The 12,657-nt window shown below is 71.6% G+C and carries 10 protein-coding genes; 1 reads left to right on the top strand and 9 read right to left on the bottom strand.

From position 1 onward, the window contains the following. The first annotated feature begins 114 nt into the window (after positions 1 to 114). Positions 115 to 774: a GntR family transcriptional regulator gene (locus ASG28_RS00545; RefSeq protein WP_055970895.1), complete on the top strand. Its 660-nt coding sequence runs from the start codon at positions 115 to 117 to the stop codon at positions 772 to 774. 83 nt (positions 775 to 857) lie between these two features. Here ASG28_RS00545 and ASG28_RS00540 read toward each other — a convergent pair whose 3' ends face one another. From ASG28_RS00540 to ASG28_RS00500, 9 genes are all read right to left on the bottom strand, one after another. Then, complete coding sequence (locus tag ASG28_RS00540; protein ID WP_055970893.1) at positions 858 to 1,898, bottom strand: hemolysin family protein; 1,041 nt, start codon at positions 1,896 to 1,898, stop codon at positions 858 to 860. Further along, positions 1,895 to 3,274: a hemolysin family protein gene (locus ASG28_RS00535; protein WP_055970892.1), complete on the bottom strand. Its 1,380-nt coding sequence runs from the start codon at positions 3,272 to 3,274 to the stop codon at positions 1,895 to 1,897. Before ASG28_RS00535 ends, ASG28_RS00540 begins: the two co-directional genes overlap by 4 nt. A 171-nt stretch (positions 3,275 to 3,445) precedes the next feature. Beyond that, entirely contained in the window at positions 3,446 to 4,207 is a 762-nt protein-coding gene (locus tag ASG28_RS00530) for a GntR family transcriptional regulator (RefSeq protein WP_200925227.1), read from the bottom strand. Beyond that, on the bottom strand, positions 4,188 to 5,852 hold the full coding sequence (locus ASG28_RS00525; RefSeq protein ID WP_055970890.1) for a dipeptide ABC transporter ATP-binding protein: 1,665 nt from the start codon (positions 5,850 to 5,852) through the stop codon (positions 4,188 to 4,190). Before ASG28_RS00525 ends, ASG28_RS00530 begins: the two co-directional genes overlap by 20 nt. Beyond that, complete coding sequence (locus tag ASG28_RS00520; RefSeq protein ID WP_082454147.1) at positions 5,836 to 7,806, bottom strand: gamma-glutamyltransferase family protein; 1,971 nt, start codon at positions 7,804 to 7,806, stop codon at positions 5,836 to 5,838. The genes ASG28_RS00525 and ASG28_RS00520 overlap by 17 nt, the downstream gene beginning before the upstream one ends. Positions 7,807 to 7,813: 7 nt before the next feature. Then, positions 7,814 to 8,701 (bottom strand): ABC transporter permease, encoded by an 888-nt coding sequence (locus tag ASG28_RS00515; RefSeq protein WP_055970888.1) that lies wholly within the window; start codon positions 8,699 to 8,701, stop codon positions 7,814 to 7,816. After that, on the bottom strand, positions 8,698 to 9,651 hold the full coding sequence (locus ASG28_RS00510; RefSeq protein ID WP_055970886.1) for an ABC transporter permease: 954 nt from the start codon (positions 9,649 to 9,651) through the stop codon (positions 8,698 to 8,700). Before ASG28_RS00510 ends, ASG28_RS00515 begins: the two co-directional genes overlap by 4 nt. A gap of 4 nt (positions 9,652 to 9,655) precedes the next feature. Next, positions 9,656 to 11,383 carry an ABC transporter substrate-binding protein gene (locus ASG28_RS00505; RefSeq protein WP_082454145.1) on the bottom strand — a complete coding sequence of 576 codons (1,728 nt, stop codon included), beginning with the start codon at positions 11,381 to 11,383 and terminating at the stop codon, positions 9,656 to 9,658. Positions 11,384 to 11,609: 226 nt separating this feature from the next. Beyond that, complete coding sequence (locus ASG28_RS00500) at positions 11,610 to 12,545, bottom strand: hypothetical protein (protein ID WP_056051079.1); 936 nt, start codon at positions 12,543 to 12,545, stop codon at positions 11,610 to 11,612. Between the last annotated feature and the right edge of the window lie 112 nt (positions 12,546 to 12,657).

Genomic DNA, 12,657 nt, shown 5'->3' with positions numbered 1-12,657 from the left:
CCTGGTTCTCCCACTGGAATTGACATGTGAACTTCGCTGCCCAACGGGTAAAATGCGACGTTTTCGTATTAGGATGCTGGCCGGGCACCCGCCCGTGAGGATCTAGGAGGCCGCATGCCGATTCCCGTCACTCCCCCTGCCGCCGAGCGACAGCTGCTGCGCGACACGGTCCGCAGCCGCATCCGTGACGCGATCATCGACGGAACGCTCGAGCCCGGCGAGCGCCTGCACGACGACGAGCTGATCGCCTGGCTGCAGGTGTCGCGCACACCGATCCGCGAGGCCCTCGGCGACCTCGTGCGTGCCGGTCTCGTCGAGATGGCCCCGAACCGCTACACGAAGGTCGCGACGCCGAAGGCCGAAGAGGCCGTCGAGGCGGTCCAGACCCTCGGCGTACTCTTCGGCGGAGCGGTCCGCCTGGCCGTCCCCAACCTGCCGTCCGCCGTCAAGCGAGAGATCGTCCGGGCGATCGACGTCTGCCTCGCCGACCTCGACCGCGAAGACGGCCCGGCCCTCAACGCCCACGCCATCGCGCTCTTCTCGACCTACGTCGACCACTGTGGCAATCCGGCACTGGTCAAGGTCTGCACCGACGTCACCGACGGCCTCGCCTACAAACTGCGCGTGCCGAACATCGTGCAGGTGCTGAACTGGGACTCGATGGCGGACTCGTTCGTCGCCCTGCGCGAGGCGACCGAGGCCGGTGACCCCATCGCGGCCGAACTCGCCGCCGAAGACCTGCACGCCCTGCCCGGGCACCGCCCCGTCGACTGAGCCTGCGCGCCCGGTCGGCCGGGCACGGACGCCCGACCGGCCGGCGGCCTGTCAGACCGCCGACCCCTCAGACCGCCGACCCGTCAGACCGCCGTGACGTCGTCCACCTCGCCGACGAGCTCTTCGATTATGTCCTCCAGGAACAGCACCCCGGTGGTGACGCCCTCGGGCGAGACGGATCGCGCCACGTGCGCGCCGACCCGACGCATCGAGGCCAGGGCGTCCTCGAGGTCGGTGTCGCGACCCACGGCGCCCAGGCGGCGGATGCGCTTCTCGGGCACGGGTGCCTCGAAGGCCCCGTCGTCGGTGAGGTCCATGACGTCCTTGAGGTGCAGGTAGCCCGTGGGCTGACCGTCACCGTCGGTGAGCACGTACCGCGAGTACCCCCGGGCGGCCACGGCACGCTGCACGTCCGCCGGCGTCGCCCCCGGCGCCAGGTGCACCATCTCGTCGAGGGGCACCTCGACGTCGCGCACCTTGCGGGTGGTGAACTCGAACGCTGCCGACAGGGTGCCCGACGAGTCCGTCAGCGTGCCCTCGCGGGTCGACTGCTGGACGATCGTGGCGACCTCGTCGAGGGTGTACGAGCTCGTCGCCTCGTCCTTCGGCTCGACCCGGAAGAGCCTCAGCACGCCGTTGGCGACCGCGTTGAGCGACCAGATGACCGGCTTGAAGACCGTGGCCACGAAGACCAGCGGAGGCGCCAGGATGAGCGCCGCCCGGTCGGGCACCGAGAACGACAGGTTCTTCGGGATCATCTCGCCGACGACCACGTGCAAGAAGGTCACGAGCACGAGCGCCACGACGAACGCGACGACGCCGATCGCCTCGGCCGAGAGGCTGGTGAGGCCGAGCGGGATCTCGAGCAGGTGGTGGATCGCCGGCTCGGACACGTTCAAGATGACGAGCGAGCAGACGGTGATGCCCAGCTGGCTGGTGGCCAGCATGAGCGTGGCGTGCTCCATCGCCCAGAGGGTCTTCTTTGCGGCCTTGCTGCCGGCCTCGGCACGGGGCTCGATCTGCGAGCGGCGGGCCGAGATGACGGCGAACTCGGCGCCGACGAAGAATCCGTTGACGATCAGCAGCACGACGAGCCAGACGATGCCGGGCAGGTACTCGTTCATCGGGTCACCCCTTCTCTCAGCGAGGCGACGACGCGGTCGTGCTCGGTCGTGGGCGCGACGGCGCCGAGGCCGTCGTCAGGTGGGGCCGGAACGAAGCGCAGCCGCTCGAGGCGTCCGTTCGCGACGCGTTCGACCCGCAGGCTGCCGCTGCCGCTCTCGAGGGCGATCTCGTCGCCCACCTCGGGCAGACGGTCGAGGCGGTCGATGACGAACCCGGCCACCGTCTCGTAATCGCCGTCGTCGGGCACGCGGATGCCGGCCCGGTCGGCCAGTTCGTCGGGCCGGAGGGCACCGTCGAAGAGCACGGTGCCGGCCTGGCGCACGATGCCCACGCGGGCGCGGTCGTGCTCGTCCTCGAGCTCGCCGACCAGTTCTTCGACGACGTCCTCGAGGGTGACGAGGCCGGCGGTGCCGCCGAACTCGTCACGCACCACGGCCATCTGCAGGCCGCCGTGGCGCAGCAGGCCGAGCAGCGAGTCGGTTCCCATGCTCTCGGGCACGAAGCGCGCCTCCTGCATGAGCACGGTCGAGCCGACGGAGGCGCGCTCGGCGAGCGGGACGGCGAACGCGTGCTTCACGTGCACGACGCCGACGATGTCGTCGCTGTCGTCGCCGATCACGGGGAACCGCGAGAACCCCGAGGCCAGGGCGGCCTCGACGATGTCGGCGGCCGAGCCGGTGGAGGCGATCGTGGTCATGCGGACGCGCGGCGTCATCACCTGGGAGGCGTCGTGCTGCGAGAAGCGCAGGGTGCGCCCCAGCAGGGTCGCGTGGTCCTCGTCGAGCTGCCCTTCGAGGGCCGACCGGCGCACGAGCGAGCTCAGTTCTTCGGCCGAGCGGGCACCCGACAGTTCCTCCTTGGGCTCGATGCCCATGGCGCGGATGGCGGCGTTGGCGGTGTTGTTGAACAGCAGGATGAGCGGCTTGAAGACCGTGGTGAACGCCGCCTGGAACGGCACGACGAACTTCGCGGTGGCGAGCGGCAGCGCGAGGGCGAAGTTCTTCGGCACGAGCTCGCCGACCACCATCGAGAAGAGGGTGGCGAGCACGATGCCCGTGATGCTGCCGACGATCGGCACCACCGTCGCCGGCATGCCGAGCGAGTCGAGCGGGCCGCTCAGCATCGAGCTGATCGCGGGTTCGAAGGTGTACCCGGTCAACAGCGTCGTCAGCGTGATGCCGAGCTGCGCGCCGGAGAGGTGCGTCGAGGTGATGCGCAACGCCTTGATCGTGGGACCGAGACGTTTCTCGCCCCGGTCGCGCCGCGCCTCCAGCTCGTTGCGGTCGAGGTTGACCAGCGAGAACTCGGACGCGACGAAGAAGCCGGTGCCGACGGTGAGCACGAGGCCGATGCCGACCATGACCCAGTCATCCATGTCGCCCCTCCCCGTCTGTGACGACCGCACGGGCGGTCAGGCGTGGGAGAGGCCAGGGCATGTGAGAGGGAGGTTCGTCCATGACCGAGAACAGTAAGGAGATCCGCCGACCGATGCCTGAGAACGTGCACCCGCTGCACGCCCCTGTGGGGCTAGCCGAGGAGGCGCGGGTCAGGCCGTCGGGATCGTCGGCGTCGAGATCGTCGGCGGCAGGGCGGGCGGCGTGGCCCGCAGATCGGCCACCCGGTCGGCGGGCTCGGTGCGGGCGAGGAACCCGATGCGCGACTCGCGGACGTGCCAGCCCATCAGCTCGGCGGCGCCGGCCTCGTCGCCCGCGTCGATCGCCGCGAGGATGCGGCGGTGGTCCGGCCAGAGCCGCTTGCCGCGCGAGAAGGTGTCGAGCGCGTACAGCCACTCGATCTTGTTCGACAGCTGGCGCAGCAGGGTCGCCAGGGTGGCGCTCCCGCTCAGGTGCGCCACGCCGACGTGGAACCGGTCGTTGAGCTCGACGAGTCGGTCGAGGTCGCCGGCCTCGACGGCGGCGTCCCCGTCGTCGAGCAGTTGCCCGAGCATGCGCCGCGTCCGCCACCACTCCTCGGGCGGGCGGGGCTCGCCGAACAGCTCGCGTGCCCGCAGGGCGGCACGTCGCGCCGTCGAGATCTCGAGGGCCTCGCGGACGGCGAAGAGGTCGTCCGCCTCGTCGACCGGGATCGCCGCGACCCGACTGCCCACGTGCGGCGTCGACTCGACGAACCCCTCGGCCTCGAGCGCCCGCAGCGCCTCGCGCACCGGGACCCGCGAGACGCCGTGGCGGCGGGCGACCGAGGCCTCGGTGATGCGCGTCCCCGGCACGAGGATGCCCTCGACGACCTCGCGACGCAGGGCGTCGACGAGGACGACGGGCGGTGGGCCCTCAGAGGGCGAGGCTGGCACCGGGGATGGCTCCCAACAGTTCGGTCGTGTACTCGGCACGGGGCGACAAGAAGATGTCGTCGACGCTACCGCGCTCGACCACGGCGCCCTTGCGCATCACCACCACGTCGTGGGCGATCTGGCGCACGACCGCCAGGTCGTGCGTGATGAACAGGTAGCTGAGGCCGAGCCGACTCTGCAGGTCGCCGAGCAGCTCGAGGATCTGCTCCTGGACGAGCACGTCGAGCGCCGAGACGGCCTCGTCGCAGATCAGCAGCTCGGGCTCGAGCGCGAGCGCCCGCGCGATGGCCACCCGCTGGCGCTGACCGCCCGACAGCTCGTTCGGCCGGCTCTGGGCGACCGACCGGGGCAGGGCGACCTGGTCGAGCAGCTCGGCGACCCGCTGCCTGCGGGAGGCCCGGTCGCCGACGCCGAAGATGCGCAACGGCTCGTCGATCAGCCGCTCGACGCTGTAGGACGGGTCGAGCGAACCGTAGGGGTCCTGGAAGACGGGCTGCACCCGGCGACGCAGCGCGCGACGGGACGCACCCCGGCTCGCCGTGATGCTCTCGCCGTCGATCAGCGCCGACCCGCTCGTCGCCGACTCGAGGCCGAGCACGATGCGGGCCACGGTCGTCTTGCCCGAGCCGGACTCCCCCACGATCGCCGTCGTGGTGCCGCGCGGCACCTCGAACGAGACGTGGTCGACGGCTCGCACCTGCTCACCACGGCGACCACGGAGGCGGAACTCCTTGACCAGGTCGGTGACGGTCAGGATCGAGTCGACCCGCGCCTCCTTCGCGTCCGTCGTGTCGTCGAGGACGGCCTCGCCGCGACGGAGGGCGGTGGCCGAGGCCAGCGTCGGCGCGGCCGCGACGAGGCGCTTCGTGTACTCGTGTTGCGGGCGACGCAGGATCTGCTCGGGCGTGCCCTGCTCGACGACGCGACCCTCGAGCATCACGACGATGCGGTCGGTGCGGTCGGCGGCGAGCCCCAGGTCGTGCGTGATGAAGAGCAGCGACGTGCCACGGCTCTCGACCAGCGTCTGCAGGTGGTTGAGGATCTGCCGCTGCACCGTCACGTCGAGCGCGCTGGTCGGTTCGTCGGCGATCAACAGCTGCGGCTCGCGGGCCAGGGCGATCGCGATGAGCACGCGCTGGCGCATGCCTCCCGAGAACTCGTGGGGGAATTGCCCCGCCCGGCGCTCGGCCTCGGGGATGCCCGCCTCGGTCATCAGCGCGACGACCCGGCCCTGCACCTCGTCGTGGCCGCGGAGCCCGTGGGTGCGCAGCGCGTCCGCGATCTGGGCGCCGACCTTCATCGACGGGTTCAGGTTGGTCGACGGGTCCTGCGGCACGAGGCCGATGCGCGCGCCGCGCACCTGGCGCATGGGCGCCTCGGTGGCCTGCGCGAGGTCGAGGGTGCTGCCGTCGGGGCCCGCGAGCTCGATCGTGCCGCCCGTGATGTGACCGGCCCCGGGCAGCAGGCGCAGGATGGCCGCGACCACCGTCGACTTGCCCGAGCCGGACTGGCCGACGATCGCGACCCGCTCGCCCGGCAGGACGTCGAGGTCGACGCCGTGCACGGCGGGGGTGTCGCCGAACGAGACGCGCAGGTCGCGCACGCTCAGCAGCGGGGAGGTCGGGTTCTCAGCGTCCTGCGGCATAGGCCTGGGCTCCTCGGGGGTTGGCGGCGGCGGAGAGCACGCCGGTCTCGGGGTCTCGCGAGACGCTCGACAGCCGGCCCAGGGACCAGCCGCCGGCGCGGGTGACGACGTGGCCGCGGGCGACCAGCGCGTCGATGACGTCGTCGCCCAGGCGGTCCTCGACGACGACGCCCCCGGGCTCCCAGGTGCGGGGCCAGAAGCTGCCGGGGAACGACGTGGTGTGCAGCGCGGGGGCGTCGATCGCCTGCTGCGGGGTGTACCCGCCGACGATCGTGCGCAACAGGTAGAGCAGCTGCCACTGGTCCTGCTGGTCGCCGCCGGGCGAACCGAGCGCGACGACGGGCTCGCCGTCCTTGAGCACGAGCGTGGGCGTCAGCGTCGTGCGCGGGCGGGTGCCGGGCTCGAGGGTCGACGCCGTGCCCTCGTCCAGCCACGACATCTGCAGCCGGCTGCCCAGGCAGAAGCCGAGCTCGGGGATCGTCGGCGACGACTGCAACCAGCCGCCCGACGGGGTCGCCGAGACGACGTTTCCCCAGCGGTCGACGACGTCGAGGTGGCAGGTGTCGCCGCGCGTCTCGCCGGTCGGCTCGGTGAACGGCTCGGCCAGTCGGTCGGCAGGAGGTGCGGTGCCGGTCGGCGGGGCGTCCTCGGCCGGTGCGACGGGTGCGACGGGTGCGGCGGGTGCGGCGGGTGCGGCGGGTGCGGCGGGTGCGTCGGCGGGTGCCTGTGCCCGCCCGGGGGCGGCGACCGTGGGCTCGCCGACGCCGGCGGGTGCCTCGCTGAGCGCAGGAGGGAGGTACTCGGTGCGCATCGTGGGCAGGGCGAACGGCTCGCGCCCGGGGACGTCGCCGGGTCGCAGCTCGTGCGACGCCCGGTCGCCGATCAGCGCGCGGCGCTCGTCGGCGTAGTCCGCGGACAAGAGGGTCTCGAGGGGCACGTCCCCGGGGCCGTACCAGGCCTCGCGATCGGCCATGGCGAGCTTCTGCGCCTCGACGATGGTGTGGGCGCCGTCCGCGGTCGAGGGGTCGAGCAGCTCGTCGTCGAGCGGCTCGAGCAGCGCCAGCACCTGCAGCAGGGCGGGACCCTGGCCCCAGGCGCCGGTCTTGGCGATCGTGTGGCCCCGGAACTCGATCGTGGTCGCCGGTTCGGTCGTGGCGCGGAACGCGGCGAGGTCCGCGGCCGTGACGACCCCCGCGTGGTCGGTGCCCGACGAGTGACGGTGCGGAGTGCGGACGAACTCGTCGATCGCCTGCGCGACGTGTCCGCTGCCCCACTCGACCCGCGCCTCCTCGATCTTCGCCTCGCGCGACGCGTCGGGGCCGAGGGCCTCGCCGGCCGCGACCAGCTCGTCGAGGACGGCCGCGTAGGCCGGGTTCGTCAGCAGGTCGCCCTCGCGGGGCACCTCGCCACCGGGCATCCACTGGGCGGCCGAGGTGGGCCAGTGCTCGGTGAAGAGGTCGGCGACGGTCTCGATGGTGGACGCCACGCGGGCCACGATCGGGTGGCCGTCGCGGGCGTAGCCGATCGCGTAGGCGAGGACGTCGGCGAGGGACCAGGTGCCGTGCTCGGCCAGCAGCTTCAGCCAGGCGTCGACGGCACCGGGGACGGCGGCGGCCAGGGCTCCCGACCCGGGGACGAGCTCGAGGCCCTCGGCCAGGTAGTGCTCACGGGTCGCGGCCGCCGGGGCCGGGCCCTGGCCGACGAGCACCGTCGGCGCGTCGGGGGCTTCGGCCGTCGCGTAGATCGCCGTGAGGTCGCCGCCGGGGCCGTTGAGGTGCGGCTCGACGACGTGCAGCACGAAGGCGCCCGCGACGGCCGCGTCGAAGGCGTTGCCGCCGCGCTCGAGGACCGACTGGGCCGAGGCCGTCGCCAGCCAGTGCGTCGACGACGTCATGCCGAACGTTCCGCGCAGGTCGGGGCGGGTGACGAACTCGTCGGGGGTGGTGTAGGTCACGAGGGGGTCACTTCCGGTCGCTGGCGGTGGGGTCGAGGGCGTCGCGCAGGGCGTCCCCGAACAGGTTGAAGCCCAGGCAGATCACGGCGATCGCGAGACCCGGCACGACGGCCGCGAACGGCGCCTTGGCCAGGTACTGCTGCGCGTCGCTGAGCATGATGCCCAGACTGGCCGTCGGCGGCTGGATGCCCAGCCCGAGGAACGACAACAGGGCCTCGCCGATGACGGCGACCGGCATGATGACCGTCGCCTGCACGATGATGGCCGAGACGCAGTTGGGCAGGACGTGCTGGAAGATCACCCGCAGACCCGTGGCGTCCATGGTCGTGGCGGCGAGGACGAAGTCGGTCGACTTGATGCGCAGCGTCTCGCCGCGCACCACGCGGATCATCGTCGGCACCTGGGCGATGCCGAGGGCGACCACGGCGTTCGTCAGGCTCGGACCGCTGATCGCGGCGAGCGCCACGGCGATGATCAGGAACGGGAACGCCAGCATGACGTCGGTGAGGCGCGAGATGACGCCGTCGAGCCAGCGCCAGTAGCCCGCCAGCAACCCGAGGGGCGTGCCGACCACGACGGCCAGCAGCACCGAGAGCACGCCGACCTGCAGCGAGACGCGGATGCCGTACACGGTGCGCGACAGGATGTCGCGGCCGAGGTCGTCGGCGCCGAGCACGTAGCCGACCGTGCCGGGCACCTGGAACGGCAGCTCGAAGTTCACCCGGGTCGGGTCGTACGGGGCGATCAGCGGGGCGGCGAGGCCGGCGACGAGGACGACGAGCAGCATGACGCCGCCCGTGACGCCCAGCTTGTTGCGGACGAGGCCGCGCCAGACGCGTCCCCGCGCCGAGCCGAGCCCCGCCCCTGCCGCGGTGGGTGTCTCGATGACGGTCACGATGCGCCTCCTACCCTGATGCGCGGGTTGATGACGGAGTACAGGACGTCCACCGCCAGGTTGATCACGATGTAGCCGACCGTGATGATCAGCACGACGGCCTGGATCACCGGGTAGTCGCGGGTGAAGACCGAGTCGAGCGTGAGCTTGCCGAAGCCCGGCAGCGCGAAGATGCGCTCGGTGACGACGGCGCCCGAGATCAGGCCGCCGAGCTGCAGGCCGACGATCGTGACGACCACGATCATCGAGTTGCGGAGGCCGTAGCGCATCAGCACCCGGCCGCGACCGAGACCCTTGGCCCGCGCGGTGCGCACGTAGTCGGTCTTCATCGTCTCGATCATCGAGGCGCGGGTCTGCCGCATGATGACCGCGGCGAGGCTCGTGCCGAGGATCAGCGCGGGCAGGGTCAGGTGGTAGAACGCGCTCGCCGGGTTCTCGGCCACCGGCACGTAGCCCGACGCCGGGAACAGGCCGAGGCCGGCCGCGAGCCAGAGGATCGCGAGGATGCCGAGCCAGAAGTTCGGCACCGAGAGCCCCACCAGGGCGGCGGCGTTGGCCATCCACTCGGGCCAGCGGCCCCGATACCGCTCGGCGACGACGCCCAGGGCGACGCCCACGACGACGGCGACGACGATCGCGTAGAGGGCCAGCCACAGCGTGACCGGCAGGGTGGCGCCGATCAGCTCGGTGACCGGTGTGCCGGTACGGATGGACTCGCCGAAGTCACCGCGGACGAAGTTGCCGACGAACCGGCCGTACTGCACGAGCAACGAGTCGTCGAGGCCGAGGTCGGCACGGATGGCGGCGACGCGCTCGGGCGTCGCCTCTTCTCCGGCCAGGGCCAGGGCCGGGTCGCCGGGCAGCTGGCGCACGCCCCAGAACACGACGATCGAGGCGATCACGAGCGTGACGGCCGACTGCCAGAGCCGGGTCAACAGGTAACGGGTCATCGGGTCACTCCCCCTCGACGAAGGCGGCGTCGCTGAGGCGCACGACGCCGTCGGCGTAGGTGGACACCCCGGCGACCTCGTTCGTCAGCGCGGTCAGGCTGCGGGTGCGGTACAGGTAGATGAGCGGTTCGTCCTCTTGGACCTGCGTCACGGCCTCGCCGTAGAGCGCCGCACGCTCGTCGACGTCGATGGACGCGGCCGCGTCGGCCAGCAGCTCGTCGACCCGGGGGTTGCTGTAGCCCGAGTAGTTGTTGCCGCCACCGGTGCGGAGGAAGTTGACCATGTTGCCGTTCGGGTCGACGCGACCCGACCAACCGAGCTGCAGCGCGTCGAAGTCGCCACGCGACTGCACGTCGAGCAGGGTCGAGTACTCGACCGGGGTGATCGACAGGCGGAACCCGCCGTCGGCGACCTGGGCCTGCAACGCCTGGGCGAGGCGCAGCGTGTCGGCGTTGTTGCTGACCTGCATCTCGATCTCGTACGGCGTGGTCACACCCGCCTCGTCGAGGAGGCGCTTCGCCCCCTCGGGGTCGTAAGCCGGGCAGGCCTCGCTCGCGGGTGTCACGAAGGGACTGCTGGGCGGGATGGGCGAGCACGCGGTGTCGTTCCACCCGCCGAACACGCTCTGCACGAGCGAGTCGCGGTCGATCGACATGGCCAACGCCTGACGGATGCGCACGTCACTCGCCAGCGGGGTGTCGATCTGCACGGGGTCGGTTCCGACGCCGTCCTGGTTGCCGATGTTCACCGTCAGGCCCTGGTAGCCGAAGGAACCGACCTGCAGCACCGTCAGGCCGTCGTCGGCCATGAGGGAGTCGACGTCCATCGTCGACATCGAGTCGGCGACCTGCACGTCACCCGCCCGCACGTTCGCGGCCCGGATGCTCGCATCGGTGATGATGCGGTAGGTGATCGTGTCGAGGTGCACGTCCTCGGCGTCGTAGTAGAGCGGGTCGCGCTCGACCGAGATCGAGGTCTGCGGCACGCGGTCGACGAACTTGAACGGGCCGACGCAGACCGGGGCGTCGCCGAAGTCGTCACCCTCGGCCTCGAGCGCCGTCGGCGACATGATCATGCCCGCCCGGTCCGCGAGGGCCGCGGTGAGCGGGGCGAAGGGGCGCTCGTACGTCAGGCGCACCGTGTCGTCGTCGAGGGCCTCGACCCCGGTGACGGGGCCCAGCTCGCTGGCCCGCGACGAGTCGGGCTTGTCGAGGTGGCGGCGCAGCGTGGTGACCACGGCCTCGGCGTCGAGCGGGGTCCCGTCGGCGAACACGGCGTCGGTGCGCACGGGGATGTCGACCGTCAGCCCGCCGTCCGACAGCGTCGGCAGCTCGGTCGCCAGCAACGGCACCAGGTCGCCCTCGGCGTCGATGTCGTACAGCTTCTGGCAGACCGTCTCCATGACGTACCGCGTGTAGAGCGACGACGACGTGGTGGGATCGAGGGCGTCCGGCTCGGCCGACAGCGCCATGACCAGGTCGCCGCCCTCGACGATCGTCTTGTCGCCGATGGGGGCGGTGGTGACGTCGGTCTTGTCGGGCGGGTTCGTGCCGGCGGGCTGCTGCGGGACGCAGGCCGTCAGCGCGAGCGTCGCGGCGGCGGCGAGGGCCGGGAGCGAGAGGGCTCGGCGCAGGCGGCGACGGCCGGCCGGAACGCTCGGGGTCGCGGCACGGGACGGGCTCGCGGCGCGGGTCGCGCTCGCGGCACGGGTCGGGCGGGGTGGGCGGGCCATCGGGCCTCCGATGCTCGGGTGGTATCGGTCTCTGCGGCGCGGATTGCATACAATCCTGCCGCACGCCCCAGTTTTGTATACGAATTGTTTCGCGCGGGTAAAACGTGTGGCAGACGCACCACCCGGAACCATCGATGCGCCGTCGAACCACGCAGGTGGATGGTTCGTCGGCGCATCGGTGGTGTCGTCCCGGTGCCTGACTCGCAGGACCACCGGCCACGGGGCGTCAGCCCAGGGGCAGTCCGGCTGCGCGCAGGTTCATCGCGAGGCGCGTCGGGTGCATGACCTCGTCCCACACCGTGCGAGCGAATCCGTCGACCTCGGGCCGGTTGCGGATGCGGTCCTCGCGGATCTTCTCGTCCACGACGATCTGCTCCGGAGAACGCCCCTTCCGCCACCGGCCCTTCGCGTACTTGATCCGCCCGTCGAACTCGAGGACGACACCGAACCGGGGCCACCAGAAGTCGACCACGTCCACGAACTGACCGCGATCACCCCAGCGAAAGCTCTTCTGGAGAACCGGAGGAGGCGCACCCAGCTCGTGCAGGACGACCCGCGTAAGCGATTCCCCGGGGGACTCGGCCGCCGACGTCGCGAAGGCCACCGCACGACGAGCGCCCGTGCGACCCCGAGCCGTCGGGCGTGCATCCAGGAACCGACCGACCTCCTCCCGCGTGGTCGACCGACGGCGGAGCAACTGGTCGAGGGCGACGACGGCCTCCCGGAAGGTCCACGACAACGCGAGATCGGCAGCCGTGCGTGTCGGCGAGGTGACAAGCACCCCGCACTCCTCCCGCGCCTCCTGGGGCAATAGAGGTCCGGCGTGACGGACGACCGTCGGCGTGGACTGCGTCGTACGACGAGCGGGGTCGACGACGTGGACGCGTTCCGGCCAGTCACCCAGGATCGGAGCACCCCAGACGGCCGCCGCGGACGCGTGTGAGGCGGCGACCCGGCTCGACAGCTTGGGCAGGAGCGCGACCACGCGGAGGAGATGGCGTTGCCTCGGCGTGGCGGCCTGCCAGGCCTCCCGCTCGACGGCGACACCCGGGCACAGCCGGAGGAGCTCACCACGGTCGATCCGGCGACGGACCGAGGAGGACTCGCGCGTCCCGTGGCCCAGCTGGGACGAGCGAATGACGGGCGGTAGGGAATCGATCATCCCCACACCTTGCCGGTCGTGACCCCGCCCTGTCGTAGTTCTCCACAGGACCCTGACCCTCTGCGTGAGACGAACCGTCGATGCGCTGTCGAACCACCCATTCGGATGGTTC

It is taken from the genome of Frigoribacterium sp. Leaf415, from assembly GCF_001424645.1.
GTDB lineage: Bacteria > Actinomycetota > Actinomycetes > Actinomycetales > Microbacteriaceae > Frigoribacterium.
Note: the sequence above shows the minus strand (reverse complement) of the source record. Positions and strands in the feature narration are given on the sequence as shown.